At 65.9% G+C, this 26,168-nt stretch carries 23 protein-coding genes; 6 read left to right on the top strand and 17 right to left on the bottom strand.

Going from position 1 to position 26,168, the window contains the following annotated elements; genetic code table 11:
• Positions 1-7: 7 nt before the first annotated feature.
• The 5 genes from ACFW0B_RS03475 to ACFW0B_RS03455 form a co-directional block, all read right to left on the bottom strand.
• A complete protein-coding gene (locus ACFW0B_RS03475) occupies positions 8-1,282 on the bottom strand; it encodes an aromatic ring-hydroxylating oxygenase subunit alpha (protein ID WP_449146559.1) in 1,275 nt (424 codons plus the stop codon).
• A gap of 61 nt (positions 1,283-1,343) precedes the next feature.
• Positions 1,344-1,850 carry a nuclear transport factor 2 family protein gene (locus ACFW0B_RS03470; RefSeq protein WP_449146558.1) on the bottom strand — a complete coding sequence of 169 codons (507 nt, stop codon included), beginning with the start codon at positions 1,848-1,850 and terminating at the stop codon, positions 1,344-1,346.
• Positions 1,851-1,855: 5 nt separating this feature from the next.
• Entirely contained in the window at positions 1,856-2,218 is a 363-nt protein-coding gene (locus tag ACFW0B_RS03465) for an IacB protein (protein ID WP_449146557.1), read from the bottom strand.
• 27 nt (positions 2,219-2,245) lie between these two features.
• Positions 2,246-3,418 carry an acyl-CoA dehydrogenase family protein gene (locus tag ACFW0B_RS03460; RefSeq protein ID WP_449146556.1) on the bottom strand — a complete coding sequence of 391 codons (1,173 nt, stop codon included), beginning with the start codon at positions 3,416-3,418 and terminating at the stop codon, positions 2,246-2,248.
• Positions 3,419-3,443: 25 nt separating this feature from the next.
• Entirely contained in the window at positions 3,444-4,556 is a 1,113-nt protein-coding gene (locus ACFW0B_RS03455; RefSeq protein ID WP_449146793.1) for an amidase, read from the bottom strand.
• Between the two features lie 737 nt (positions 4,557-5,293).
• On the opposite strand from ACFW0B_RS03455, the gene ACFW0B_RS03450 reads away from it, so the two are divergent.
• The 5 genes from ACFW0B_RS03450 to ACFW0B_RS03430 all read left to right on the top strand — a co-directional run bounded on the left by ACFW0B_RS03450 (position 5,294) and on the right by ACFW0B_RS03430 (position 10,825).
• The gene (locus ACFW0B_RS03450; protein ID WP_449146555.1) at positions 5,294-6,445 is read left to right on the top strand and encodes an ABC transporter substrate-binding protein; all 1,152 of its coding nucleotides are present in this window, start codon (positions 5,294-5,296) and stop codon (positions 6,443-6,445) included.
• 146 nt (positions 6,446-6,591) lie between these two features.
• Entirely contained in the window at positions 6,592-7,629 is a 1,038-nt protein-coding gene (locus ACFW0B_RS03445; RefSeq protein WP_449146554.1) for a branched-chain amino acid ABC transporter permease, read from the top strand.
• The gene (locus ACFW0B_RS03440; protein ID WP_449146553.1) at positions 7,626-9,425 is read left to right on the top strand and encodes a branched-chain amino acid ABC transporter ATP-binding protein/permease; all 1,800 of its coding nucleotides are present in this window, start codon (positions 7,626-7,628) and stop codon (positions 9,423-9,425) included. Before ACFW0B_RS03445 ends, ACFW0B_RS03440 begins: the two co-directional genes overlap by 4 nt.
• Positions 9,425-10,216 (top strand): ABC transporter ATP-binding protein, encoded by a 792-nt coding sequence (locus tag ACFW0B_RS03435; protein WP_449146552.1) that lies wholly within the window; start codon positions 9,425-9,427, stop codon positions 10,214-10,216. Before ACFW0B_RS03440 ends, ACFW0B_RS03435 begins: the two co-directional genes overlap by 1 nt.
• Positions 10,217-10,348: 132 nt before the next feature.
• Entirely contained in the window at positions 10,349-10,825 is a 477-nt protein-coding gene (locus ACFW0B_RS03430) for a MarR family winged helix-turn-helix transcriptional regulator (protein WP_449146551.1), read from the top strand.
• A 160-nt stretch (positions 10,826-10,985) separates the two neighbouring features.
• Here the strand turns inward: ACFW0B_RS03430 and ACFW0B_RS03425 are convergent, their stop codons facing one another.
• From ACFW0B_RS03425 to zwf, 4 genes are all read right to left on the bottom strand, one after another.
• On the bottom strand, positions 10,986-12,608 hold the full coding sequence (locus ACFW0B_RS03425) for an NADP-dependent glyceraldehyde-3-phosphate dehydrogenase (RefSeq protein ID WP_449146550.1): 1,623 nt from the start codon (positions 12,606-12,608) through the stop codon (positions 10,986-10,988).
• A 276-nt stretch (positions 12,609-12,884) separates the two neighbouring features.
• Positions 12,885-13,571 (bottom strand): bifunctional 4-hydroxy-2-oxoglutarate aldolase/2-dehydro-3-deoxy-phosphogluconate aldolase, encoded by a 687-nt coding sequence (locus ACFW0B_RS03420; protein WP_449146549.1) that lies wholly within the window; start codon positions 13,569-13,571, stop codon positions 12,885-12,887.
• Between the two features lie 16 nt (positions 13,572-13,587).
• Entirely contained in the window at positions 13,588-14,301 is a 714-nt protein-coding gene (gene pgl / locus ACFW0B_RS03415) for a 6-phosphogluconolactonase (RefSeq protein WP_449146548.1), read from the bottom strand.
• Complete coding sequence (zwf, locus tag ACFW0B_RS03410; protein ID WP_449146547.1) at positions 14,288-15,757, bottom strand: glucose-6-phosphate dehydrogenase; 1,470 nt, start codon at positions 15,755-15,757, stop codon at positions 14,288-14,290. Before zwf ends, pgl begins: the two co-directional genes overlap by 14 nt.
• A gap of 173 nt (positions 15,758-15,930) precedes the next feature.
• On the opposite strand from zwf, the gene ACFW0B_RS03405 reads away from it, so the two are divergent.
• Positions 15,931-16,800, top strand: a complete 870-nt coding sequence (locus ACFW0B_RS03405; RefSeq protein ID WP_459251682.1) for a MurR/RpiR family transcriptional regulator — start codon at positions 15,931-15,933, stop codon at positions 16,798-16,800.
• A gap of 138 nt (positions 16,801-16,938) precedes the next feature.
• On the opposite strand, the gene ACFW0B_RS03400 is transcribed toward ACFW0B_RS03405, so the two are convergent.
• The 8 genes from ACFW0B_RS03400 to ACFW0B_RS03365 form a co-directional block, all read right to left on the bottom strand.
• Positions 16,939-18,162: a maltoporin gene (locus tag ACFW0B_RS03400; protein ID WP_449146546.1), complete on the bottom strand. Its 1,224-nt coding sequence runs from the start codon at positions 18,160-18,162 to the stop codon at positions 16,939-16,941.
• 90 nt (positions 18,163-18,252) lie between these two features.
• Positions 18,253-19,401, bottom strand: a complete 1,149-nt coding sequence (locus ACFW0B_RS03395; protein WP_449146545.1) for an ABC transporter ATP-binding protein — start codon at positions 19,399-19,401, stop codon at positions 18,253-18,255.
• A gap of 24 nt (positions 19,402-19,425) precedes the next feature.
• Positions 19,426-20,271: a carbohydrate ABC transporter permease gene (locus tag ACFW0B_RS03390; protein WP_449146544.1), complete on the bottom strand. Its 846-nt coding sequence runs from the start codon at positions 20,269-20,271 to the stop codon at positions 19,426-19,428.
• Positions 20,264-21,172, bottom strand: coding sequence for a carbohydrate ABC transporter permease (locus tag ACFW0B_RS03385; RefSeq protein WP_449146543.1), 909 nt, complete (start codon positions 21,170-21,172; stop codon positions 20,264-20,266). Before ACFW0B_RS03385 ends, ACFW0B_RS03390 begins: the two co-directional genes overlap by 8 nt.
• Before the next feature lie 135 nt (positions 21,173-21,307).
• Positions 21,308-22,561: an ABC transporter substrate-binding protein gene (locus tag ACFW0B_RS03380; RefSeq protein WP_449146542.1), complete on the bottom strand. Its 1,254-nt coding sequence runs from the start codon at positions 22,559-22,561 to the stop codon at positions 21,308-21,310.
• Positions 22,562-22,814: 253 nt separating this feature from the next.
• Positions 22,815-24,254, bottom strand: coding sequence for an ATP-binding protein (locus tag ACFW0B_RS03375; RefSeq protein ID WP_449146541.1), 1,440 nt, complete (start codon positions 24,252-24,254; stop codon positions 22,815-22,817).
• Positions 24,247-24,978: a response regulator gene (locus ACFW0B_RS03370; RefSeq protein WP_449146540.1), complete on the bottom strand. Its 732-nt coding sequence runs from the start codon at positions 24,976-24,978 to the stop codon at positions 24,247-24,249. The genes ACFW0B_RS03375 and ACFW0B_RS03370 overlap by 8 nt, the downstream gene beginning before the upstream one ends.
• A gap of 87 nt (positions 24,979-25,065) precedes the next feature.
• Positions 25,066-26,022: a glucokinase gene (locus tag ACFW0B_RS03365; protein ID WP_449146539.1), complete on the bottom strand. Its 957-nt coding sequence runs from the start codon at positions 26,020-26,022 to the stop codon at positions 25,066-25,068.
• Positions 26,023-26,168 lie beyond the last annotated feature (146 nt).

Genomic DNA, 26,168 nt, shown 5'->3' with positions numbered 1-26,168 from the left:
CTTCTCCTTACGCCGACATCATCTTTTTCCACTGCTGATAGGCCGCGCGCATACCGGTCTCGGCGCTCACGTCGCTGATCAGCCCGTCCTCGCTCGGCTTCTCGCCAGGCAGGCCGCGGTTGAGCATGATCCAGAGGTCGGTGCCGGCCTGGGCGCCCTTCTGCACGCGCTCCCAGGCCTCGGAATCGTCCGGGGTGCCGAAGCCCATGGGGCCCTGGAAGTGTTCGTGCAGGCGCAGGCGATAGCGGTTGGCCACGGCGGGGCCGCCGTCCATGGTGATCACCGCGTGATGGATCTCGGTCTCGTTCACCGAGATCGGTTGCAGCACGCGGAAGAAGGCCATGGAGCAGGCCACGTTGGGGAACAGGTTGAGGTTGAAACCGGAACCACCCACGGCGCGGACGATGCGGCGCACCTGCTGTTCCTCGATGCCCTCGGCGCGCAGATCGATGGCCAGGGCCTCGAAGCGCTCGGGGATCGGTTTGTCCAGGTCGGCTTCCAGGTCCACCAGTTCGGGGATCATCACCATCACGCTGTGGCCGTTGCCGAGGTCTTCGACATAGCCCGGGCCCTTCACGAAATCGAAGAGTTCCAGGGTCTGCTCGTCCACCGAGGACAGGAACGACTTGTGCACCAGCGGGAAGTGGTAGGCGTCGGTGGTGTTTTCCAGCTGGATCTTCCAGTTGCCGGGGAAGCGGAAGCGGTGCTCGCCGGACACCTTCACGCCGTAGCCGGCGCCCTGCTTCATGAACAGGTCGATCCACTTCCTGGCCGGGCCGAGGAAGTCGGAGAGCGGCTCGATATCGTCCTTGAAGGTGGCGAAGATCATGCCGTTGTATTGCTCGACCCGCAGGCTCACCAGCGGCAGTTCGCCCTTGTCCAGGCAGTCGGCGTAGCTTTCCGGGTGCGGTACGCCGCGCAGGCTGCCGTCCAGGGCATAGCTCCAGCCGTGGTAGGGGCAGACGAAGCTCGCGGCCTTGCCCTTCTTGTGCTCGCAGACGGTGGCGCCACGGTGGCGGCAGCGGTTGAGCAGCACGTGTACGTCCTTCTTGCGGTCACGCACGACGATCACCGGCTGCTTGCCGATGTAGGTGCTCTTGTAGCTGCCGGACTCGGGAATCTCGCTGGCGTGGGCAACCCAGACCCAGGTGCTGTAGAAGACCTTCTCCAGCTCTTCGTCGAAGATGCGGGCGTCGGTGTAGAGGGAGGTGTGCACGCGGTCGTGCAGCACCAGGTCGGCCGGCGAGCTGGCCAGGTTCACGGTTTCGATCAGGTTGGTCACGATCACTCCTCGTCGGCGCGGTACGCCGACTCACAAAATGTCCTGTTGGCGGTTGCCATCGTCATTTGCCGGGCACCGGCAGGTGCGCGTCGCTGTTCCACGCCTCCACCGGGCGGCTGAACAGGTTCTCGGTCTGGAAATGCGCCATGCGCCAGGTGCCCTCCTCCTCGCGGAACTTCACCGTCAGGCGCGCCGCATTGAGGTGCGAGGCGCCGCTGGCGAAGGTGGAGGTCTGCAACATCACCCAGCTGCCGATGGCCTCCACGCCCTCGACACGGATCAGCTCCGAGCAGAGGAAGTGCACGTTCAGGGCGAAGTGCGCCGGCTCCACCCTGTACGTGTCGAACATGGCGGCTATGGCTTCGCGGCCCTGGTAGCCGCCGAAGCTGCTGGCGTACCTGGCGCCCTTGCCTTCCCAGACCGCGTCGGCGGTGAACAGTCCGGCCAGTTCGTCCAGCGGCGTGCTGGCGTCGAGGGCATCGCACAGCTCCATGTAGCGGTTCATGCAGGCCCGCACGGCGTGTTCGCTTTCCAGCTGGCGCAGACGGGCTTCGAGGGTTTGGCTCATGGCGGTCACGCGCGCTGGATGATCAGTTCGCGGCCGGTGCGGGCCTCGACCTTGGCGTAGCGCCACAGCTTCCAGGTGCCATCACCCACCGGCGTGGTGCGGAACAGGTTGCAGGCGGCGTGCACGGTTTCGATGTCCGGCACGTCGGCCAGCAGGTAGGTGGTCCAGGGATAGCCGGTACTGGGACCGACCATGCTCTGGTCGTCGTCCATGTTGCCGAACACCTTCACCCCGGGCAGGTCGTGGATGCCGTTCCACATCTCGCTGAAGGCGGCCCAGACCTGCAGTTGCTCCTCGCGCGGGGCGTCGAAGAAGTTCTGGTTGATCCCCATGCAGAACAGGACGCGCAGGGCTTTTTTCTCACTCATCACAATCACCGATCAGTCAGTTGGTATTCACAGGTAGCCGGGCAGCGGCTTGTTGCCGAAGAAGATCGCCCCGGCGTTCTGGTAGGTCATGTCGCCCATGAAGGCGTGCTGGGTAATCACCAGGGTGTCGTTGACGAAGCGCGACAGCGGGTTGTCCCGGTACACGCCGGTCATGCCGGAGAGCATCTGCGCGGTGCGCGCCACTTCGGCGGACACGCGGGTGGCGTGGGTGGAGGACAGGCGCAGCAGGTTGGTCTGCTCCACGCTCACCGGATCGCCCGCCAGCAGGCTGGCCCAGGCGCTTTCCATGGCCTCAAAGAACCAGGCGCGGGCGGCGCGCAGTTCGGCTTCGGCCTTGGCCATCTGCATCTGCGCCAGCGGGCGGTCGGCCAGGGCCGGGGCGCCGGTGACGGAGAAACGGCCGCTGGCCATACCGGACAGGTAGTCCAGGGCGGCGCGGGCCACGCCCAGGCCCACCACCGAGAGCACCTGGGTGGCAAAGGACAGGGACGGGTAGCGGAACATCGGCTCGTCGAGGTTGGCCGGACCGCCGCGAACGAAGGTCCATTCTTCGGGCACCACCACGCCTTCGATGACCACGTCATGGCTGCCGGTGCCGATCAGGCCGACCACATCCCAGGTTTCTTCGATCTTCACCTTCTCGCGCGGCATCACGGCCAGGCGCGGCAGGCCGACGGTGTCGCCGTTCTTCGGGCTGATGCCGACGCCGATCAGGTTGGCGCCCATACAGCCGCTGGAGAACTTCCAGCGACCGTTGACTTCCAGGCCGCCCTCGACGAATGCGGCCGGCTGCGGCGGGAAGATGCCGCCGGCGAAGACCACGTCCGGACCGTTGGCGTAGACCTTCTCCAGCGTGGCCAGGGGCAGCGCCGCCAGGTACACCGGGTTCATGCCGAAGCTGGCGACCCAGCCAGCGGAACCGTCGGCGGCGGAGATGTCCTCCACCATCTGGCAGAAATCCATGGGCGTGCGCTGGTCGCCGCCGAAGCGGGCAGGCACCAGTGCGCGGTAGACGCCCAGTTCCTTGAAGCGCTCGATCACGTCATGGGAAATGAATTTCTGCCGGTCGAATTCCTCGCGCCGGGCACGCTCGCGGATATCGGCGAGCAGCGCCTGGAATCCTTCACTCGCGGTAATGGGGGCGGGGCGCTGGTAATCCAGCTCGCTTAGCGCAGACATGGGGCTCTCCAGGTGGGCTTCTTGGTTATTGTTCGAGGCGCCGCACCAGCTCGCGGGCGACTGCCAGCAGCAGTTCGTCCGCGCCCTTGGCGGCGATGAGTTGCAGACCGACCGGCAGCTTCGAGGCACCCTCGAAGGGAATGCTCAGTGCCGGGTGGCCGGTGAGGTTGAACGGTCGCACGAAGGCGGTCATGCCGATGGCGGCGCGGGTGTCCGCGGCATCCGCCACCCGCGCCGGGTAGTCCGGCATGGTCGGCAGGGCGAGGATCGGGCAACGCGCCAGGGCGGCATCCACTTCGGCGGTGAAGGCAGCACGTACCGCTTCGGCCTCCGCGAGCTCGGCATCGCTGGTGTCCCGCGCCGCCAGCAGGCGGGCGGCGATATCGGCGCCCAGCAGACCGGTTTCCAGCAGATGGCCGCAGGCGTTCCAGGTTTCCCGGTTGATCACCGCCAGGCCCGCGTCGTAGGCGGCCTGCATGCCGGGCAGCGGCGTGCTTTCCAGGGGGAAATCCGCAGCTGCCAGCACGGTGTCGAGGGCGGCCCGCACTTCCGGGTTGGCCGCCACCGGCACGACGCCGATGCGGATGGCGCCGACGTCCGGCAATGCCTTGCAGGTGGGGTCGATGGCGGCCATGGCTTCGATCAGCAGGTCGATGCTGGCGGCGAAGGGCCCCACGCAATCCAGGGAAGTCGCGGCGGGCATCACGCCGGCGCGGCTGATGCGGCCAAAGGTGGGCTTGAGGCCAAACACGCCGCAGCAGGCAGCGGGCACACGCACCGAACCGCCGGTATCGGTGCCCAGGGAGAAGTCGCAGAGGCCGGCGGCCACGGCGGCGGCGGAACCGCTGGAGGAACCGCCGGGAATGCGGCCGGGATAACGCGGGTTTTCCGCAGTGCCGGTCCAGGCATTCAGGCCGGTGGTGCCGAAGGCCAGTTCATGCAGGCTGGTCTTGCCGGTGAGGCGGCAGCCCGCATCCAGCAATGCCTGGACCACATCCGCGTGGCGCTCGGCGTCGGGCGCGTCTTCCAGCGCGCGGCTGGAAGCACGGGTGGGATGGCCGGCGACATCGATGGTGTCCTTCACCATCACGGTCCTTCCGCTGCCACCCAGTTCCAGCCTCTCGACCACTATCGTCATCTGCATCACCCATTGGCGTTCTTGTTGGGGCTCGTCCACCCCTGTGCGGGGTGCCGATTGCGTAAATCCAGAATTAGAAGAATTACGTGAAATGTCAATTGAATTATCACTGGAAAATGAATGTGTAGATTCGGTGCATTTTCACGTAACCGAGCACCCTTTCCGTGCAGATCGGTAACAGGTTTGATTTCTCAAAAACGCCCAACCAATCAATTAAATTGCTTATATTTCAATTATTTATTAACAAACTGAGAAATATTCACATCCACGAAAGCGGAAACACCGTCCAATTCAGCACCTGCACGCCGTGCGTTTATCGAACAGAATATTTGCAATTGGAGTCGAAATAATTGGCGCTAAAACATGGATTTTTTAGCTCAAAAAATCGTGTTTTTTGAATAAAAAAAGACCCTCTCAAGCGCCCTTGAAAGGCTTGCCATAGAGGGTGTGAAGCGGCATTCGGGGAAGGCCCAAAAGGCTCACTGGATAACCCTGAAGGAAAGGGCTGGTGGAACCGGCGAACAGGCTGTCGCCGACGTTGCACCGGCAGGGCGCAGGTTTTTCTGGCACGGGAGCTGCACTTTCACTTCCGTCGGGCGGGACACCCGCCGGCAGCGCCACCAGGCGCCAGAACAACAAAAAAGGCGGCGAGCCATCCGCGCATCCATCCCCTCCGGGCCTGGAGCGCCCTGCGGACCATTGCCTGCCGAATAGCCTTGCAACCCTCGGAGAACGTCATGCTCTTCAAACAAGCCGTGTCCACCCTGCTCCTCAGCGCTGCCTGCATCTCCTTCGCCCAGGCCGAAGTGAAGGTCGGTGTCATCACCTCCTCCACCGGGCCGCTCGCCCTGGTCGGGCTGCCCCAGAAAAACTCGACGCCGCTGCTGCCCACCCAGGCCGGGGACCAGCAGGTGAAGTACATCGCCCTGGATGACGGCAGCGATCCCACCGCCACCGTCAAGGCGCTGAAGAAACTGATCAGCGAAGAAAACGTCGACGCCATCATCGGCCCAAGTGGCTCACCGAACGCGATGGGGGTGATCCAGTTCGCCGCCGAGGCCGGGGTGCCCCTGCTGGCGCCGGTGGGCACGGCGGCCGTGGTGCTGCCGATGAACGAGCAGAAAAAATGGGTGTTCAAGACCACCCAGAACGATGACCTGATCGCCAAGGCCCTGGTGCAGGACATGGCCACCCGCGGCGTGAAGACCTTGGGTTTCATCGGCACCGCCGATCCCTATGGCGAGAACTGGGCCCGGGTGATGTCCGCCATGGCCGCCGAACACGGCATCAAGCTGGTGGCCAGCGAGCGCTTCCAGCGCCAGGACACCTCCGTCACCGGCCAGAGCCTGAAGGTGCTGGCCTCCCGCCCCGACGCCGTGCTGGTGGCCGCGCCGGGCAGCGCCGCGGTGCTGCCGCAGACCACCCTGTTCGACCAGGGCTATCGCGGGCAGATGTACCAGACCCACGGCGCCGCCCTGCCGGACTTCCTCAAGCTCGGCGGCAAGAAGGTGGAAGGCACCATCCTCGCCGCCAGCCTGATGCTGGTGCTGGACCAGGTGCCCGACAGCCACCCGTCCAAGGCCATCGCCGGCGAGTACGTAGCCGCCTACGAGAAGCTCAACGGCAGCAAGCCCGCCACCTTCGGCGCCAACACCTACGACGCCGGCCTGCTGCTGCAGAAGGCCATTCCCCAGGCCGCCGCCAAGGCCCAGCCGGGCACGCCGGAGTTCCGCAGCGCCCTGCGTGACGCCCTGGAAGCCAGCCACGAAGTACCGGCCACCCAGGGCGTCTACAACATGACCGCCGAGGACCACAGCGGCTTCGACGAGCGCGGCCGCGAGCTGATCCAGGTGAAGAACGGCGCCTGGACCCTGCTCGGCCGCAACTGATCCTTGTGGGGGCGATTTCAATCGCTATGCGGGCCGAAGGTCCGCTCCACAGCCCCAAGGGTGGGCTTCAGCCCACCGCCCGATTGTGGGCTGAAGCACCACCCTACGCATTCACGCGCCCACTTATCGCAACAAGAGTTCCCGCCATGAATCTCCAGATAGCCCTGCTGCTAGGCCAGGACGGCATCACCAACGGCGCGATCTATGCGCTGCTGGCCCTGTCGATCCTGCTGGTCTTCACCGTCACGCGCATCCTGCTGATCCCCCAGGGCGAGTTCGTCACCTACGGCGCCCTGGCCATGGCCAGCCTGCAGGCTGGCCAGCCCACCGCCCTGGTCTGGCTGCTCCTCGCCCTGACCCTGGCCGACTGCGCCATGGACCTGTTCGATGCCACCCGCGCCAGCCGCGGCTTCCGCTTCCCGAAGCGGGTCCTTGCCAAGCTCGCCTACGCCCTGGCCATGCTCGGCCTGGTGCGAAGCCTGCCACTGGCCGACCTGCCCATGGCGACCCAGGCCCTGCTCACCCTCGCCCTGGTGGTCCCGCTGGGTCCGCAGCTCTATCGCCTGGTGTTCCAGCCGCTGGCCTCGGCCAGCGCCCTGGTGCTACTGATCGTCTCCATTGCCGTGCACGTGGCGATGGTCGGCCTCGGCCTGCTGATGTTCGGTCCGGAAGGCGCGCGTACTGCACCCTTCTCCGAAGCCGGCCTGACCCTCGGCCCGGTGACCTTCAACAGCCAGACCCTGTGGGTGATCGCCGTCTCCCTCGGGCTGATCATTGGCCTGTTCCTGTTCTTCGAGCGCAGCCTCTATGGCAAGGCCCTGCGCGCCACCGCGGTGAATCGCCTGGGCGCACGGCTGATGGGCATCTCGCCGACGCTCGCAGGCAAGGCCACCTTCGCCCTGGCCACCTTCATCGGCGCGCTGTCGGGCATCCTCATCGCCCCCATCACCACTCTCTACTTCGACTCAGGCTTCGTCATCAGCCTCAAGGGTTTCGTCGGTGCCATCATCGGCGGCCTGGTGAGCTACCCGGTGGCCGCCCTGGGCGCACTGGGCGTGGGCCTGATCGAGGCCTTCTCGATGTTCTGGGCCAGCACCTACAAGGAGATCATCGTCTTCACCCTGATCATCCCCTTCCTGCTCTGGCGCTCCCTCACCAGCCGTCACGTGGAGGACGATGAATGAAACCGCGTTACCTGATCCTCGCCCTGGTGGCCGTGCTCGGCGTGGCGCCGCTGGTGCTGCCGCCCTACTACGTCACCCTGCTCAACTACATCGGCCTCTACACCCTGGTGGTGCTCGGCCTGGTGCTGCTGACCGGCGTCGGCGGCATGACCAGCTTCGGCCAGGCCGCGTTCGTCGGCCTGGGTGCCTACACCAGCGCCTACCTGACCACGGTGCAAGACCTGCCTGGCTGGCTGGCCTGGGCCAGCGCCTCGCCCTGGCTGACGCTGCTGGTGGGCCTGATTCTCACCGGCGCGGTGGCCCTGCTACTGGGCGCCCTGACCCTGAAGCTTTCCGGCCATTATCTGCCGCTCGGCACCATCGCCTGGGGCCTGTCGCTCTATTACCTGTTCGGCACCGTCGAATCCCTCGGCGGCCACACCGGGGTCAGCGGCCTGCCGTCCATCTCCCTGGCGGGCTGGGAGCTGAACAAGGGCGAGGAAATCTACTACCTGATCTGGGCGGTTTTGCTGTGCGCCATGCTGATCACCCGGAACCTCCTCGACTCCCGCTTAGGCCGCGCCATCCGCGCCCTCAAGGGCGGCCAGCTGATGGCCGAATCCATGGGCGTGAACACCTTCCGCGCCAAGCTGGTGATCTTCCTCATCTCCGCCCTGTTCGCCGCCATCTCCGGCTGGCTCTACGCCCACACCCAGCGCTTCGTGAACCCCACCCCCTTCGGCCTGCACATGGGCATCGACTACCTGTTCATGGCGCTGATCGGCGGCGTGGCCAGTGTCTGGGGCGCGCTGCTCGGCGCCGGTGTGCTGACCATGCTCAAGCAGTGGCTGCAGGACCTGCTTGCGCAACTGCTGGGCAGCACCGGCAACTATGAAGTGATCGTTTTCGGCATCGCCATCGTGCTGCTGATGCAGCGCGCGCCGGGCGGCCTGTGGCCGCTGCTGCTGCGCCTGGTGCCGGATGCCTGGAAACCGCGCCCGTCGTTCAAGGCTGTGGATGCCGCCGCCGAACTGCCGCGCCGCGAGCTGCCGCCGGCCGGCGAAGTGCTGCTGGAAGCCCGCAACCTGACCCGTCGCTTCGGCGGCCTGGTGGCCAACAACGAAATGAACCTGGACGTCCGCGCCGGAGAAATCCTCGCCCTGATCGGCCCCAACGGCGCGGGCAAGAGCACCCTGTTCAACCAGCTCTCGGGGGTGGACACTCCCACCTCGGGCGAGGTGCTGTTCCGTGGCCGGCGCATCAACGGCATCCCCTCCCGCGACATCGCGCGCATGGGCATGAGCCGCACCTTCCAGCACGTGAAGCTGCTGCCGGAAATGAGCGTGCTGGAGAACGTCGCCATCGGCGCGCACCTGCGTGGCCACAAGGGCGTGCTATCCGCCGCCCTGCGCCTGGACCGACGCGAAGAGGCCGAACTGCTCGCCGAAGCCCGCCGCCAGCTGGAGCGCGTCGGCCTGAGCGACTACCTGCACGTGGAAGCCGGCAGCCTGGCCCTGGGTCAGCAGCGCATCCTCGAAATCGCCCGCGCCCTGTGCGCCAACCCCTGCCTGCTGCTGCTCGACGAGCCGGCCGCCGGTCTGCGCCACAAGGAGAAGGAAGCCCTGGGGCTGCTCCTCAGCCGCCTGCGCAGCGAAGGCATGGCGATCCTCCTGGTGGAGCACGACATGGACTTCGTCATGGGCCTGGTGGACCGCGTGGTGGTGATGGAATTCGGCCAGCGCATCGCCCATGGGCTGCCAGCCGACGTACAGAAAGACCCGGCGGTGCTGGAAGCCTATCTCGGAGGTGCTGAGTGATGAACATGCCGATGCAAGACCTGAAACAGCCGGAAAACCGCGTCGCCAACCCGCTGCTGGAAGTCAGCGACCTGTGTGTCGCCTACGGCAAGGTGGAGGCCCTGAGCAACGCCAGCCTGAGCGTCGGCCAGGGCCAGATCGTCACCGTGATCGGCCCCAACGGCGCCGGCAAGACCACCCTGCTCTCCGCCATCATGGGCGTGCTCGGTTCCCGTGGCCGGGTGGCCTTCGACGGCAGCCTGGAGGCGGTCCCGGAAGTGGAGGTGATGGTGTCGAACGGGCTTGGCCTGGTGCCGGAAAAGCGCGAGCTGTTCGGCAGCATGACGGTGGCCGACAACCTGCTGCTGGGCGCCTTCCAGCGCCACCGCAGCGGCAGGCGCGACCACGGCGAAACCCTGAAGGAGGTCTACGACCTGTTCCCGCGCCTGTGGGAGCGCCGCGACCAGCTCGCCGCCACCCTTTCCGGCGGCGAGCGGCAGATGCTCGCCGTGGGCCGGGCGCTGATGGCCAGGCCCAGGCTGCTGATGCTGGACGAACCCAGCCTGGGCCTGGCGCCGCTGATCACCCGCGAGATCTTCCGCATCATCGCCAGCCTGCGCCAGCAGGGGGTTTCCATCCTGCTGGTGGAACAGAACGCCCGCGCCGCCCTGCGCGTGGCCGACTACGCCTACGTGCTGGAGACCGGGCGGATCGCCATGCAGGGCCCCGCCGCCCGGCTGGCCGACGACCCGCGCGTGATCGAGGCCTACCTGGGCCTGGCCAGCAAGCACCAGGAGATGCTCGCGGGCTGACGCACGCCGGCTGCCCTCGCGGCAGCCGGCAGGTCCTGATCGGGGTCAAGGTTGTGCAATGTGGCTGTCGACAGCCCACGCGCAACCCCCTATAACTCTCCCCCTGTCAGCCGTAACCTTGCCCCACTCGCAATGAGCACCCCGAAGAAGCGCCTCAACCGTTACAACCCCGCCAGCGACGACTTCAAGAAGGAGGAATTCCCCTTCTACTGGATCGCCCGCGTCTATGGCCGCTACAACATGGCCATGGAAAAGACCCTGAAGAAGATCGACCTGGACATTCCGCGCTGGCGCATCCTCTTCATCCTCAAGGAAAACGGCCAGTCGAGCATCTCGGAAATCTCCGAGCACGCCATCGCCAAGCTCTCCACCGTCACCAAGATCGTCTACCGCATGAAGGACGACGGCCTGGTGGACACCGCCCCCTGCAGCAACGATGGCCGGGTGACCCAGGTGACCATCACCGACAAGGGGCGGCGCATGGTGGAAGAGATCCAGATGAACACCGCGCACATCTTCACCAACAGCTTCAAGGGCCTCACCGAAGCCCAGATCGCCAAGCTCAACGGCACCCTGGAAAAGATCTACGCCAACCTGCCGGAGGATTGATTCCTCCAGCGGTGTTTTTCCTGTGGGGGCGAATTCATTCGCTATGTCGGCGTTAAGTGTTGCTGGAACCGCTGAGCCCGGCTGATTACCGAGTTCTGCGGAGGTTTCTGGTTTCGCCCTCCCGGGCAAGTCCTTTTCCAATCGCCCTCTGCCGAAAACCTCAGAAAATGTAATCGGTGGTCAGGAAGTTCGATTCGCGGTTGCGGATGATCTCGCTGACCAGCGCCTTGTTGTCTTCCTGGAATTTCGTCGCCACCAGGGTGCGGATGGAGAACACCCGCAGGGCGTCATGCACCGATAGCGTGCCTTCAGCCGAGTTCTTGCGGCCGTTGAAGGGGAAGGTGTCCGGGCCGCGCTGGCACTGGGCGTTGATGTTGATGCGGCCCACCTGGTTGGCGAAGGCATCCACCAGGCGGCCGATCTGCGCCGGGTCGTTGCCGAACAGGCTGAGCTGCTGGCCGTAGTCCGAATGCAGCACGTAGTCGATCACCTCTTCCAGCTCGCGATAGGGCACCACCGGGATCAGCGGACCGAACTGTTCCTCATGGTAGAGGCGCATGTCCGGGCTCACCGGGCTCAAAACAGCGGGATAGAAGAAGCTCTGCCGGTGGCTGCCGCCGCCCGGGTTGACCACCCTGGCGCCCTTGGCCACGGCGTCCTCCAGCAAGGCATTGAGGTAGTCGACCTTGCCCGGTTCGGGCAGCGGCGTCAGGGCCACGCCGTCTTCCCAGGGCATGCCGGGCTTGAGGCTGGCCAGCCTGGTGCAGAACTTGTCGAGGAAGGGTTCGAGCACATCCTCGTGGACGAAGAGGATCTTCAGCGCCGTGCAGCGCTGGCCGTTGAACGACAGGGCGCCGGTGATGGCTTCATTGACGGCGTTGTCCAGGTCCACCCTGGGCAGGACGATGCCGGGGTTCTTCGCGTCCAGGCCCAACGCCGCGCGCAGGCGGTGCGGGCGCGGGTGCAGTTTCTTCAGCTCGGCGGCGCCGGAGTGGGTGCCTATGAAGGCGAACACATCCACCTTGCCGCTGGCCATGATGGCGCTGACGGTCTCGCGGCCACGGCCGTAGATGACGTTGATGACGCCGGCCGGGAAGCTGTCGCGGAAGGCTTCCAACAGCGGGCGGATCAGCAGCACGCCGAACTTGGCCGGCTTGAACACCACGGTGTTGCCCATGATCAGCGCCGGGATCAGGGTGGTGAAGGTTTCATTCAACGGGTAGTTGTAGGGCCCCATGCACAGCGCCACCCCCAGCGGCACGCGGCGGATCTGGCCGAGGGTGCCCTGCTCCAGCTCGAAGCGGCTGGAGCGGCGGTCCAGTTCCTTGAGCGCTTCGATGGTGTCGACGATGTAGTCGCAGGTGCGGTCGAACTCCTTCTCGGAATCCTTGAGGTTCTTGCCGATCTCCCACATCAGCAGCCTGACCACCGCCTCGCGCTGTTCGCGCATGCGGGCGAGGAACTTCTCCACATGCTGGATGCGCTCGGCCACACGCATGGTCGGCCAGGCACCCTGCCCGTGGTCGTAGGCGGCGACGGCGGCGTCCAGCGCCGCCAGCGCGGCATCGGCATCTAGCAGCGGCGTGCTGCCCAGCACCACCTGCTCATCACCCTGCTCGCCCGCCAGGAACACCGGGCTGCGCACCGCCGCCATCGGCCCCTGCCAACTCAGCAGCTCACCGTTGACCAGGTACTCGCGCTGCTCGATGGGCGCGCCGGGGCGGTAACGCTCGGGAATCTGGCCGGCAGTGGGGAACAGGGCTTGGAGGTTGTTGTTGGTCATTGCACTTTCCTCAGGATCGGGACCACTGGAAGTCGGTTCTTATGGGGTTTCATTGCCTGATAAAACGTTTCAGCAAACTGTTTGGCGGAATTCGGTCGCAACCGGGTGCGATATGGAAATGGGTTAGGAGGTGACTGGGGGGTACGAAAAACCTGTGGGGGCGAATTCATTCGCAATGGGGCACGCAGTGCCCCAGGGTGGTTTGATAGGCAGGCCTGTGGCCTGCATAGCGATTGAAATCGCCCCCACAAAAAGCAGAACGCTCTCTGCCTGGCCTCAGCCCAGCAACTCTAGCGCCTGGGCCGTGGTTTCCTGGATGCGCTGCCAGTCGCCGCTGCGGATCCATTCCTTGTTCATCATCCAGGTGCCGCCCACGCACATCACGTTGGGCAGGGCCATGTAGTCGCGCAGGTTGTCGGGATTGACCCCGCCGGTCGGGCAGAAGCGGATGCCCGGGAAGGGACCGCCGAAGGCCTTGAGGGCCTTGATGCCGCCGCAGACTTCCGCCGGAAAGAGCTTGAAGCGGCGATAGCCCAGGGCGTAACCGAGCATGATTTCCGAGGCGCTGCTGATACCCGGCAGCACCGGCAACGGGCTGTAGACACCGGCACGCAGCAGTTCGGCGGTGCAGCCGGGGGTGACGATGAATTGCGAACCGGCGGCCTCGGCCTCGGCGAGCATCCACTCGTCGAGCACGGTGCCGGCACCGACGCACAGCTCCGGGCGCTGCTCACGCAGGATGCGGATCGCGGACAGGCCATGCTCGGAGCGCAGGGTGACTTCCAGGGTGCGCAGGCCACCGGCGGCCAGGGCATCGGCCAGCGGCAGGGCGTCCTGCTCGCGCTCGATAGTGATCACCGGAAGGATGCGTGCCGCACCGCAGAGAATGTCGATCAGGGCTGCCTTGTCGGCCATGCTCGGCACGGCTTCGCGGCTGGTGGCCCGATTGGATGGGATGGTCATGGGCGTTCCTTCGGGCTCAGGGGCACCAGTGGATTTCCAGGGGACGGCGGAGGAAAGCGCGGATCGGCATGGCCGATTCGTCATCCCCCGCCAGGGCGGCGGCCAGGGTGGACAGTTTGGCCTGGCCCTGTACGGCCAGCAGGGTCAGCTGCGCGCTGGCCAGCAGCGGCAGGGTCATGCTCAGGCGCTGACGCGGCACGCTGGGGGCCTGCATCGGCAGGCAGCGGCGCTCGCAGTCGGCGCTCAGGGCCAGTTCGAGGTTCGGGCTGCCGGGGAACAGCGAAGCGGTATGGCCGTCCTCGCCCATGCCCAGCACCAGCACGTCGATGCCGCCCAGTTCGGCCAGGGCTCTATCGGCCAGGCGGGCGGCTTCCTCCAGGTTCGGCACGCTGTGATAGAGGCCGAAGAAGCGTGCGCTGGCGGCCTCGCCCCGCAACAGGTGGCGGCGCACCAGGCCTTCGTTGCTGTCGGCGTGACTGACCGGCACGAAGCGTTCGTCGGCCAGGCTGATGGTCACCTTCGACCAGTCCAGGGCCTGGCCGCACAGGCGTTCGAAGAACGCGACCGGGCTGCGTCCGCCGGACACCACCAGCACCGCCGCACCGCGGGCCTCGATGGCCGTACGCAGGGCGTTGGCAACGGTGATGGCCAGCTCGCCGGCCAGTTGTTCGGGGCTGTCGAGGCTGAGCCCGGTGACCTGCTTCGGCAGGTCGAGATTAAAGATCGCCATACCAGCTCCTACCATCACGGGTGATCAATGCGATGGAGGCCGTCGGCCCCCAGGTTCCCGCCGCGTAGGGCCTGGGCGCGTCGCCCTGCTGCCGCCACCCGGCGATCAACTGGTCGCACCACCTCCAGGCGTATTCGATTTCGTCCTTGCGCACGAAGAGGTTCTGCTTGCCCTTCATCACCTCCAGCAGCAGACGCTCGTAGGCGTCCGGAATCCGCGCACTGCGATAGGTGTTGGAGAAACTCAACTGCAGCGGGTCGCTGCGCAGCTGCATGTCCTTGTCCAGGCCCTGCTCCTTGGTCATCACCTGCAGGGAAATGCCTTCGTCCGGCTGCAGGCGGATGACCAGGCGATTGCTGATCAGCGGCCGCTGCTCGGGGGCGAAGATGTAGTGCGGCGGTTCCTTGAAGTGTATGACGATCTGCGAAAGCTTCTGCGGCATGCGCTTGCCGGTACGCAGGTAGAAGGGCACGCCCGACCAGCGCCAGTTGCGGATTTCCGCACGCAGGGCGACGAAGGTCTCGGTGTCGCTGTGGGTATTGGCGTGTTCTTCCTCCAGGTAGCCGGGCACCGTCTTGCCGAGGATGTTGCCGGCCACGTACTGGCCGCGCACCACCTGCTGCCCGAGCTGTTCCGCAGTGATGGGCGCCAGGGCTTTCAGCACTTTCACCTTTTCGTCGCGGATGCTGTCGGCGGAGAGGTCGCTGGGCGGGTCCATGGCGATCAGGCAGAGCAGTTGCAGCAGGTGGTTCTGGATCATGTCGCGCAGCTGGCCGGCCTGGTCGAAATAGCCCCAGCGGCCCTCGATGCCCACCTGCTCGGCCACGGTGATTTCCACGTGGGAGATGTGGTGCTGGTTCCACTGCGTCTCGAGCAGGCTGTTGGCAAAGCGCAGGGCGATCAGGTTCTGCACCGTTTCCTTGCCCAGGTAGTGGTCGATCCGGTAGGTGCGGTTCTCCGGGAAGTGCGCCGCCACCGCGTCGTTCACCGCGCGGGAGGATTCCAGGTCGTGGCCGATGGGTTTTTCCAGCACCACGCGGGTGCGCCCGGCCAGCCCGGTGGCGGCCAGGCCTTCGCAGATGGCGCCGTACACGGCGGCGGGCGTGGCGAAGTAGGCGATCAGCCGGCCCACCGGACCCAGCTTGTCGGCCAGGGCCGGGTAGGCCTCGGCGTCGAGGAAGTCCATGGCGAGGTAGTCGAGCCGGGCCAGGAAGCGCTGCACGGCGCCCTCCTCCAGCTCGCCCGCCGGCACGTAGTGGCGCAGGTGCTCGCCGATCACCGCGATATGGCGGGCCGGCTCGCCGCTTTCGCGGCCCAGGGCGAGGATGCGTGTATCGGCGGCCAGCAGGCCGGCACGGTCCAGTTGATAGAGCGCGGGAAACAGCTTGCGCAGCGCCAGGTCACCAAGGCCGCCAAACAGGGCCAGGGTGCAGGATTCGACAGGTTGCGAGGCCATGATATTTGTTCTTCTTTCAAACATGAGCTTATGAATACACCCAGATAGCGCTTACAGCAAGACAAAATGTAGTAATAAAACTACATTTTCCGACATACGAGATTACGGTGGCCCAGCCTGAGTACGCTCAGTACGATAAGCCACCGATTGCAGGCCCCTTCCCAGGAATCCCAATGGACCGCGTGCACAACCTGCTGGAGCAGATCCAGAACCGCCTCGACGAACTCAACAAGGCCGAGCGCAAGGTCGCCGAAGTCATCCTGCGCGACCCGCAGCAGGCCACCCGCTACAGCATCGCGGCCCTGGCCCAGGCGGCGCAGGTCAGCGAGCCGACGGTGAACCGCTTCTGCCGCTCCTTCGGCGTCAACGGCTACCCGGAACTGAAGATGCAGCTGGCCCAGAGCCTGGCCAGCGGCGCCGCCTACGTGAGCCAGGCGGTCGCCGCCGACGACGGCCCCGAGGCCTACACCCGGAAGATCTTCGGCAGCGCCATCGCCTCCCTGGACAGCGCCCTGCAGAGCCTCGACCCGCAACTGATCAGCCGCGCCGTGGACCTGATGATCCAGGCCCGGCAAATCCACTTCTTCGGGCTCGGCGCCTCGGCCTCGGTGGCCCTGGACGCCCAGCACAAGTTCTTCCGCTTCAACCTCGCGGTATCCGCCCATTCCGATGTGCTGATGCAGCGGATGCTGGCGTCGGTGGCCCACACGGGCGATCTCTTCGTGATCATTTCCTACACTGGCCGCACCCGCGAACTGGTGGAGGTGGCGCGCCTGGCGCGGCAGAACGGTGCCTCGGTGCTCGGCCTCACCGCCGCCGGCTCGCCGCTGGCCAAGGCCTGCACCCTGAGCCTCGACATCCCGCTGCCGGAAGACACCGACATCTACATGCCGATGACCTCGCGCATCATCCAGCTCACCGTGCTCGACGTGCTCGCCACCGGCATGACCCTGCGCCGCGGCGTCGACTTCCAGCCGCACCTGCGCAAGATCAAGGAAAGCCTCAATGCCAGCCGCTATCCGGCGGATGAGGAGCCGTCCTGACGCTCCCTCTCCCCCGCCCCCTCTCCCTGAGGAGGAGAAGGAAGACAAGCAGGCAGCCCGGATGAAATCCGGGGAAGCTCCAACCACCGCTCGCGGAATTCATCCCCGCCTTCAGCCAATGCGGCCTGGCGCTGCGCATCACTTCCACCAGTACTCCAGCTGCACGCCGAAGTTGGAGCCGTGCAGCGCGTCGCCGAAGGCGCCGGTGTCGGACAGCGCCGAGCCCGCAGCCAGTTCGCTGGCCGCGCGCTGGGCCGCCTCGTTCCAGCTGGCGTAGGTGTAATACAGGCGGATTTCCGGACGCTGCCAGAAGCCGGGGCCGGCCGGCGACCAGGTGGGCGCGACGGTGAACTTGGTCAGCTTGCGAGTGCCACCGGGAGCTTCCACCTGGTCCCGGCCCAGCTCGGTGACCAGCTTGAACTGCTCGGTAATGGCATAGACCGGACGCACGCCCACCGATAGCCAGTTCTGGTCGTCGCCATCCGGACGCTTGTCCTTCTGGTAGATCACCTCGAACTGGCCACCGAAGCGCGGCGTCACCTGCCAGTCGAAGAACTCCACCACGCGCCAGCTCTGGTTGCTGTTGTCCAGGGTGGGATCGCCGGTATAGCCCAGCGCGGTGCCCGGCCCACGGCCGTATTGCAGAGCGAAGGTGTTCACCCCGCCGAGGAACTCCTTCTGCTTGTGCTGCGCCGCCACCGACCAGCCGCTGTGGGCATCGGTGCTGTCGGGCTTGTCGAGGTAGCTGACGCCCAGCTCCAGCTCGCCGCCGGGGTTGGTCTGGAAGCCGGCCACGTTGAAGTCGTGACGATTGATGTAGGGGTCCTGGAAGACGTTGTCCTTGCGCGAAAACACGTAGCTGTACTTCAGGTCACCGATGCCGACGCTGTCCAGGCCGAAGCCGGTGGCGCTCTGGTTCCAGTAGTAGTAGTCGGAGATGTGGATGTCGTTACGCTTGTAGAAGCGGCGCCCCGCCCAGAAGGAGCCGCCGCCCAGAGCCGGCATGTTGCTCCACTCGGCATACATCTGGTTCATCCGCGTGAAGCCGTGGTCGCCGGTGAACTCGGGGGTATGGCCGTATTCGTTGAACAACTGCGCCATCCCCTCGACGCTGATCACCGAGCCGTCATCGAGCCTGGCCAGGTCCTGGCGCAGGTCCAGTTCGATGTACTGCTCGCACTCGTTGCCCAGGCGGTACTTAGATTGCGCCCCCGGCAACTGGAAGCAGGATTGCGTGCCGCCTTCGCTGGACCCGCCGGCGCCGCTGCGCATGTAGCCGGAGAACTCCAGCGCCTGCGCAACCCCCGAAACCGCAAACAGCGCGCAGGGCAGTACCCACAAACCTTTGATCGTCGTGCTCATGTCCACTCCAGATTTTTATTGTTGTTGCGATGGATCGCTGCTCCGGAACCACCCGGGCTACGGTTCTTGCTTCGCGAGCAGAGCTCGCTCCTACAGGACCTTGAGGTGCGCCACCCTGGCTCGCTCGGGGCTCGCCTCCTGTTCCGGCGCACACAGGCGCTCGCCGCTCTGCGCGTCGAACAGCAGCACCTTGTCGGGGGCGAATTGCAGGTCGAGGGTGTCGCCCACGCGCGCCGGCGAATCGGGCGCCAGGCGCACGCAGGCCTTGGTCTGGTTGATCTCGACGAAGGCCAGGGTGTCCGGCCCGGTGGGTTCCAGCACCTGCACCCGGGCGCGAATGGCCGGCAAGCCGCCGGCGCCGAGCAGCACCTGCTCCGGGCGGATGCCGAGAATCAGCTCGCGCCCTTCCAGCTCACCCTCGGCCCCGCCCAGGGGCAGTTCGCAATGGCCGTCGGCACTGTCCAGCAGGCCCACCAGGCGGCCGTCGCGGCGCTGCAGGCGCAGGGGAATGAAGTTCATCGGCGGTGACCCCATGAAGCCGGCGACGAAGAGGTTGGCCGGGTCGTTGTAGATCTCTCGCGGGGTGCCGAACTGCTGGATGATGCCGTCCTTCATCACCGCCACCTTGTCGCCCAGGGTCATGGCCTCGATCTGGTCGTGAGTGACATAGACGGTGGTGGTCTTCAGCCGCTGGTGCATCAGCTTGATCTCGGTGCGCATCTCCACCCGCAGCTTGGCATCGAGGTTCGACAGCGGTTCGTCGAACAGGTAGATCTTCGGTCGCCGCGCCAGGGCCCGGCCCATGGCCACGCGCTGCTGCTGGCCACCGGAGAGCTGGCCGGGCTTGCGCTGCAGCAGGTGCTCGATCTGCAGCAGCCTGGCCACGCGGGCGACCTCCGCATCGATCTCGGCCTGGGGCAGCTTGCGGATCTTCAGGCCGAAGGCGATGTTCTCGCGCACGCTCATGGTCGGATACAGCGCGTAGGACTGGAACACCATGGCGATGTCCCGGTCCTTGGGGCTCATGCCGCTGATGTCCTGGCCGTCCACCAGGATCGCACCGCCGCTGATGTCTTCCAGGCCGGCGATGCAGTTCATCAGGGTCGACTTTCCGCAGCCCGACGGGCCGACGAGGATCAGGAACTCGCCGGAGTCGATGGACAGTTCGATGTTCTTCAGGGTGTCCGCCAGGCCGCTGCCGTAGGACTTGTTCACATTGCGCAGTTCAAGGGTTGCCATGTCGTTTCTCCAGTCTTGAAGGCGTCAGCCTTTCACCGCGCCAGCCGTCAGGCCACGCAGGAAGTATTTGCCGGCCAGTACGTAGACCAGCAGGGTGGGCAGGCCGGCGATCATCGCGGCGGCCATGTCGACGTTGTATTCCTTGACCCCGGTGCTGGTGTTCACCAGGTTGTTCAGGGCCACGGTGATGGGCTGGGTATCGCCGCTGGCGAACACCACGCCGAAGAGGAAGTCGTTCCAGATCTGGGTGAACTGCCAGATCAGGCAGACCATGATGGTCGGCACCGACATCGGCAGCAGGATGCGCCCGAAGATGGTGAAGAACCCCGCCCCGTCCAGCCGCGCCGCCCGCACCAGGGCGTCCGGGACGCTCACGTAGAAGTTGCGGAAGAACAGCGTGGTGAAGGCCAGGCCGTAGACCACGTGCACCAGCACCAGGCCGCCGGTGGTGTTGGCCAGGCCGAACTGGCCGAGGGTGAAGGACGCCGGTAGCAGCACCACCTGGAACGGCAGGAAGCAGCCGAACAGCAGCAGGCCGAAGAACAGCTGCGAGCCGCGGAAGCGCCACATCGACAGCACGTAGCCATTCAGCGCGCCGAGCAGCGTGGAAATGATCACCGCCGGCACGGTGATCTTCACCGAGTTCCAGAAGTAGCCGCCGACGCTGGCCCAGGCCTTGGCCCAGCCGATCAGGGTGAACACGTCCGGAATCGACAGCAGGTTGCCGCTGCGGATGTCGTCGGGCGTCTTGAAACTGGTCAGCAGCATCACCACCAGCGGCACCAGGTACAGGGCGCAGGCGAAGAACAGCGTGGCGTGGATGGCCAGGCGGCTGACACTGAAGGCGGATTTTCCGGCCAGGCTAGTCATGGCGCTTGCTCCTCAGTTCGGAATACAGGTAGGGCACGAGGATCGCCAGCACCGCGCCGAGCATGAGCATCGCGCTGGCGGCGCCGAGGCCCATCTGGCCACGGGTGAAGGTGTGGGCGTACATGAACATCGCCGGCAGGTCTGAGGCGTAGCCGGGGCCGCCGGCGGTCATCGCGGCGACCAGGTCGAAGCTCTTGATGGCGATGTGGGCAAGGATCATCAGCGCGCTGAAGAACACCGGGCGCAGGCTCGGCAGGACGATGCGCAGGTAGATGCTCGGCAGGCTCGCGCCATCCACCTGGGCGGCGCGGATGATCGACTGGTCCACCCCGCGCAGCCCGGCCAGGAACAGCGCCATGACGAAGCCCGAGGACTGCCACACGGCGGCGATCACCAGGCAGTAGACGACGCGGTCCGGGTCCACCAGCCAGTCGAGGCGAAAGCCCTCCCAGCCCCAGTCGCGCAGCAGCTTGTCCAGGCCCAGGCCAGGGTTGAGCAGCCACTTCCAGGCGGTGCCGGTGACGATCATCGACAGCGCCATGGGGTAGAGGTAGACGGTGCGGATGAAGCCTTCGCGGCGGATGCGCTGGTCCAGCAGTACCGCCAGGAACACGCCGATCGCCAGGCTGAGGGTGATGAACAGTCCGCCGTAGACCAGCAGGTTGTGGCTGGCCACCCACCAGCGGTCGTTGTCCAGCAGGCGCTCGTACTGCTGCAGCCCGACGAACTTGTAGCTGGGCATGAAGCGCGAGTTGGTGAAGGACAGCAGGAAGGTCCAGAGGATGTAGCCGTAGAAGCCGACCAGCACGATCAGCACGCTGGGCGCCAGCACCAGTTTGGGTAACCAGCGTTGCAGCGCGTCCAGCGGCGAGGGCCTGGCGAAGGCTGTGGTTGAGCTCATGGGAGACTCCGACATAGCGAGTTGCACGGATAACCCCCTCTCCCATAGGGAGAGGGGAGCAGATCGCGGCGCGGCCGATCCCGAGGCGCAGTCCCTGGAGACTGCACCGGTATAGGAATCAGGTACTGGAGAGGCTTACTGCACCGCTTCTATCGCGGCGGCCAGTTGCTGCGCGGCCTTCTTCGGGTCGGCGGCGGGGTCGTTGAAGAAGTTGGTGACCACATCGAACACCGCGCCCTGCACATAGCTGGAGGCGGCCATGCCGTGGGCCAGGCTCGGCTGCAGGCCTCCGCCCGACGCCGCGGCCTTGAAGTCCTTCATGGACTCTTGGGCGCAGGCGTCGAAGCTCGACATGTCCTGGTCCAGGCGGACCGGAATGGAGCCCTTGTTCTGGTTGAAGAACTGCTGGAACTGCGGTTCGAGAACGGTGCGCGCCAGGTCGTTCTGCGCCTGGATGCTGGCGTCGTCCTTGAGCCTGAACATCGCCAGGGAGTCGATGTTGTAGGCGAAGCTGCCCTGGGTGCCGGGGAACGGCAGGCACTGGTAGTCCTTGCCCGCTACCTTGCCGGCGGCGCTCCACTCGCTCTTGGCCCAGTCGCCCATGATCTGCATGCCGGCCTTGCCGTTGATGACCAGCCCCGTGGCGCTGTTCCAGTCACGCCCTGCGGCGTCCGGGTCGACATAGCCGTGCAGCTTCTTCAGTGCGGCGAAGGCCTGCACCATCTGGTCGCCGGTCAGGGTCGCCCTGTCCTGCTCGACGAAGGCCTTGTGGTAGCCCTGCGGACCGAGGATGCCGAGCACCAGGTCCTCGAACACGGTTCCGTCCTGCCAGGGCTGGCCACCGTGGGCAATCGGGATGTAGCCGGCGGCCTTGAGCTTGTCGGCGGCGGCGAAGAATTCATCGAGGGTGGTCGGCGGCGTCGCTCCGGCCTTCTGGAACACCTCGGGATTTATCCACAACCAGTTGACCCGGTGCACATTGACCGGCACGGCGACGTAATGGCCGTCGTATTTCATGATGTCGGCGACCTGCGGAGACAGCAGCGAATCCCAGTTGCCCCTGGCGGCGGCATCGTCCAGTTCGGCCAGCAGGCCCAGCTCGCCCCACTCCTGGATATCCGGTCCCTTGATCTGCGCGGCGGACGGCGGGTTGCCGGAGACGGCACGGGTCTTCAGCACGGTCATCGCCGCCTCGCCGCCACCACCGGCAACGGCGAAATCCTTCCAGGTATGACCCTTCTCTTCGACAAGCTTCTGCAGGGTATCGGCGGCACGCTTCTCGCCACCGGACGTCCACCAGTGCAGGACTTCCACTTCGCCGGCGAGGGCAGACAGCGGGAACAGGGAGGCGAGGGAAACGACAGCGGCCAGGCGGGACATGGCATTCATGGATGGGGATACCTTCTTGTTGTTATGACTGTGCAAGTCGGTGCTTGCGCTTGCCTGCAGTCTAACCACGGCCTTCAAGCCCGCGGGTAACAAAGGGATAGCGGATGGTCACGGGGTGGTTACAAAAGCCGCTGCACGAACCCCAGGCAGCAGAGCGGTGCCTCCGTAGGATGGGTTTCGCTTTGCTCTACCCATCCTACGGGCTGACAACCCCCTCTCCCTTCAGGGAGAGGGTTGGGGAGGGGGCAACAGACTACCCCGCATGCCTCGGCAGCCACAGCGTCACCCGCAGCCCGCCGTCGCGCAGATTCTTCAGGCTCAATTCACCGCCATGGCTGTGGGCGAGGTTGCGCGCGATGCCCAGCCCCAGCCCGTAGCCCTGCTGATGCCCGGCCAGACGGAAGTGGGGTTCGAACACCTGCTCCAGCTTCTGCTCCGGAACGCCGGGGCCTTCGTCGTCCACGTGCAGGACGAAAGCCTCATCGCTGTCTTCGATCTGCAGGTGCGCCCGTTCGCCGTATTTCAGCGCGTTATCCACCAGGTTGCCGATGCAGCGGCGCAGGGCCAGGGGCTTGCCGGGGTAGCACTCGGCCGCCTCGCCTTCCAGGGTCACCTGCCCGGTGCCGAGGTAGGGTTCCACCAGGCCGTGCAGCAGGTGGTTGAGATCCACCGGCTGGATGTTCTCGTGGATGTCGGTGTCCTTCACGCACTGCAGCGCGCCTTTCACCAGCAACTCCAGATCGTCCAGGTCGCGGCTGAACTTGGCTTGCGCGGTTTCGTCCTCCAGCAGTTCCACCCGCAGGCGCAGGCGGGTGATGGGGGTGCGCAGGTCGTGGGAGATGGCGCTGAACAGCTGGCTGCGTTCGTTGAGATAGCGGCTGATGCGCTCGCGCATGCTGTTGAAGGCGCGACTCACGTCCGCCACTTCGCTGCCGCCGGCTTCCGGCAAGGGCTCCACCTCGGCCCCCAGGGACATTTCCCGCGCCGCCCGCGCCAGGCGCTTCAGCGGCCGGCTCTGCCAGTGCACCAGCAGGCCGATGAACAGCAGCAGGAAGCAGCTGGTGAGGATGATGAACCACAGCTGCTGGGTCGGCAGGCCCTCGTCTTCCAGGCTGGCGTAGGGCTCGGGCATCAGCGAGGCGAGGTACAGCCACTCGCTGGGGCCGATCTGGATCTGGGTGACCAGGATCGGCGGATTCACCGGCTCCAGGGTCAGCGCGTAATGGGCCCAGGAACGCGGCAGTTCGTCGAGACTGACGCCGCTGTTGAAGATGCGCAGGTCGTCCGGATCGACGAAATGCAGCGACAGGTCCACCTGCTTGCCCAGGCGTTCGCGCAGCACCGACTCCACCTGCTCCAGCACCGCACGCTTGCGCGGGGTTTGCGGCAGCACGCGCATTTCCAGCGGCTTGTCGTTGAGGGAGACGAAGAAGCGCGTACCGCCCATGGAGCGCAACTGGTCCAGCACCATGGGGCGATAGCCGATCGGCAGCGAACGGATGTAGCTGACGCTGGCGACCATGGATTGCGCCAGGCTGCGGGCGCTGGTGAGCAGGCCTTCCATCTGGCTGGCGCGCAGTTGCGAAACCCAGATGACGCTGGACAGCGCCTGGGCCAGCAGCACCACCAGCAGGGTGAGCAGGAGCATGCGCCCGAGCAGCGAGCGCGGGATCAGGCGCAGGCGGCTAGGCATGCTGGTGCGGCGTGACCTGGGCCGCCAGCAGGTAGCCTGCGCCACGCACGGTGCGGATCAGCCGCGGCGCCTTGCCGGTGTCGCGCAGGCGCTGGCGCAGGCGGCTTACCGCCATGTCGACGATGCGCTCCAGGGGCAGCACTTCGCGGCCACGGGTGGCATTGGCGATGGTGTCGCGGTCGAGGATCTGCTGCGGGTGGTCGAGGAAGAGTTTCAGCAATGCGAAGTCGGCGCCGGAGAGGATCACCTCTTCGCCATCGAGGTGGAACAGGCGGTGGCTGATCATGTCCAGGCGCCAGTCATCGAAGGCCAGCACCTCCACCACCGAGCGCTCCTGGCCGAAGCCGACGCGGCGCAGCAGGGCCTTGATCCGCGCCAGCAGCTCGCGGGGGCTGAAGGGCTTGCCCAGGTAATCGTCGGCCCCCAGCTCCAGGCCGATCACCCGGTCGGCTTCATCGGAGCTGGCGGTGAGCATGATGATCGGCACCTGGGCCAGGCGCTGGTGCGCGCGCACCCAGCGGCACAGGCTGAAACCGTCCTCGTCGGGCAGCATCACGTCGAGTATCACCAGGTCCGCCGCTTCTTCGGCCATGGCGTGCCGAAAGCCTTCGCCATCGGCGACGCTGCGCACCTGGAAGCCGGCACGGCTCAGGTAGGTTTCAAGCAGTTCGCGGATTTCCTGGTCGTCGTCCACCAGGACAATGGATTTGCCGGATTGGCTCACAATGGCCGTCCTTTGTTGTTCTCTATCGCTTCGTAGGGTGCGCCATGCGCACCACGAACCTGGAGGGTGCGCGCAGCGCACCCTACGTCATCGCGCGGTCTGCCGAAGGGCCACCCCCGCCCCTTCCAGGCCGGGATACTCGGCCGTCACCAGCCACACCGGAATCCCCTCGAAATACCCGCTCATGCAGCCCTTGCTGGCGAGGTTGCGGGCGAAGCTGCTGTTCTGGAAAAACGCCGCAAAGCGCGGCACCACGCCGCCGACTATATACACACCGCCACGGCCGCCAAGGGTCAGCACATTATTGCCGGCTACCCGGCCGAGCCAGCCGCAGAACAGCTCCAGTACGTCCTCGGCGAGCGGATCGCCCGCCAGCGCCGCCGCGCTGACCTCGGCCGGCGACGCCAGGCGCGGGGTATGGCCGTCCACGGCGCACACGGCACGGTAGAGCTGCAGCAGGCCGTTGCCGCTGAGCACGCTTTCCGCACTGACATGGCCGAGCTGACCATGGAGCTGCTGCCAGAGCGCCGCCTCGCGCAGGTTGCCCACTGGCAAGTCGACATGGCCGCCCTCCCCCGGCAGCGCCTGCCAGCGTCCTTCTCCCTGGGGCAGCAACGCGCCGACGCCGAGGCCGGTGCCCGGCCCGATCACCACCGCCGGGCTGTCGGGATCGGCGACGCCGGGGCAGATCTGCAGCTTCTCGTGCTCACGCAGGCGGGTCATGCCCAGGGCCATCGCGGAAAAGTCGTTGATCAGCAGCAGCTCGTCCACCTGCAGGGTGCGGCAGAAGGCCGAACGGCTCAGCCGCCAGTGGTTGTTGGTAAAGCGGAAATGCTCGCCACTCACCGGCCCCGCCACCGCCAGGCAGACGGCCCCAAGGCTGCCCACCGCTAGGCCGAGGCCGGCCAGGTAATGACCGATGGCCTGCTCGGGACTGGCGAAGTCGGCGGTGGCCAGCACCCGTACCGACTCCAGCCTATCGTCGCGCCAGAGGGCGAAGCGCGCGTTGGTACCACCGATATCCCCAACCAGTGCCAGCTTCACTTCAGGCCCTCCAGGCTTTGGGTGAAGGCGCTGGCGCCCTGCTCCGCCGTGCTGAAGGACTCGCGCATGAAGGCGAACAGCTCGCGGCCGGTGCCGACGTTGGGCTCCAGGTCCCAGCGCGCCGGTTCACGGGCGGCGAACTCGGC

The organism is Metapseudomonas phytobenefica, from assembly GCF_043392685.1.
Classification (GTDB): domain Bacteria; phylum Pseudomonadota; class Gammaproteobacteria; order Pseudomonadales; family Pseudomonadaceae; genus Metapseudomonas.
This window is presented reverse-complemented; position numbering and strand designations above follow the sequence as displayed.

Bases quoted from the DNA above. Each gene is read 5' to 3' on its own strand.
- ACFW0B_RS03455 (WP_449146793.1), bottom strand. From the start codon at position 4,556: ATGACGATAGTGGTCGAGAGGCTGGAACTGGGTGGCAGCGGAAGGACC.
- ACFW0B_RS03390 (WP_449146544.1), bottom strand. From the start codon at position 20,271: ATGACTAGCCTGGCCGGAAAATCCGCCTTCAGTGTCAGCCGCCTGGCC.
- ACFW0B_RS03435 (WP_449146552.1), top strand. From the start codon at position 9,425: ATGAACATGCCGATGCAAGACCTGAAACAGCCGGAAAACCGCGTCGCC.
- ACFW0B_RS03440 (WP_449146553.1), top strand. From the start codon at position 7,626: ATGAAACCGCGTTACCTGATCCTCGCCCTGGTGGCCGTGCTCGGCGTG.
- ACFW0B_RS03445 (WP_449146554.1), top strand. From the start codon at position 6,592: ATGAATCTCCAGATAGCCCTGCTGCTAGGCCAGGACGGCATCACCAAC.
- ACFW0B_RS03405 (WP_459251682.1), top strand. From the start codon at position 15,931: ATGGACCGCGTGCACAACCTGCTGGAGCAGATCCAGAACCGCCTCGAC.
- ACFW0B_RS03380 (WP_449146542.1), bottom strand. From the start codon at position 22,561: ATGAATGCCATGTCCCGCCTGGCCGCTGTCGTTTCCCTCGCCTCCCTG.
- ACFW0B_RS03375 (WP_449146541.1), bottom strand. From the start codon at position 24,254: ATGCCTAGCCGCCTGCGCCTGATCCCGCGCTCGCTGCTCGGGCGCATG.
- ACFW0B_RS03465 (WP_449146557.1), bottom strand. From the start codon at position 2,218: ATGAGTGAGAAAAAAGCCCTGCGCGTCCTGTTCTGCATGGGGATCAAC.
- ACFW0B_RS03470 (WP_449146558.1), bottom strand. From the start codon at position 1,850: ATGAGCCAAACCCTCGAAGCCCGTCTGCGCCAGCTGGAAAGCGAACAC.
- ACFW0B_RS03385 (WP_449146543.1), bottom strand. From the start codon at position 21,172: ATGAGCTCAACCACAGCCTTCGCCAGGCCCTCGCCGCTGGACGCGCTG.
- ACFW0B_RS03450 (WP_449146555.1), top strand. From the start codon at position 5,294: ATGCTCTTCAAACAAGCCGTGTCCACCCTGCTCCTCAGCGCTGCCTGC.
- ACFW0B_RS03395 (WP_449146545.1), bottom strand. From the start codon at position 19,401: ATGGCAACCCTTGAACTGCGCAATGTGAACAAGTCCTACGGCAGCGGC.
- pgl (WP_449146548.1), bottom strand. From the start codon at position 14,301: ATGGCGATCTTTAATCTCGACCTGCCGAAGCAGGTCACCGGGCTCAGC.
- ACFW0B_RS03460 (WP_449146556.1), bottom strand. From the start codon at position 3,418: ATGTCTGCGCTAAGCGAGCTGGATTACCAGCGCCCCGCCCCCATTACC.
- ACFW0B_RS03400 (WP_449146546.1), bottom strand. From the start codon at position 18,162: ATGAGCACGACGATCAAAGGTTTGTGGGTACTGCCCTGCGCGCTGTTT.
- zwf (WP_449146547.1), bottom strand. From the start codon at position 15,757: ATGGCCTCGCAACCTGTCGAATCCTGCACCCTGGCCCTGTTTGGCGGC.
- ACFW0B_RS03430 (WP_449146551.1), top strand. From the start codon at position 10,349: ATGAGCACCCCGAAGAAGCGCCTCAACCGTTACAACCCCGCCAGCGAC.
- ACFW0B_RS03425 (WP_449146550.1), bottom strand. From the start codon at position 12,608: ATGACCAACAACAACCTCCAAGCCCTGTTCCCCACTGCCGGCCAGATT.
- ACFW0B_RS03420 (WP_449146549.1), bottom strand. From the start codon at position 13,571: ATGACCATCCCATCCAATCGGGCCACCAGCCGCGAAGCCGTGCCGAGC.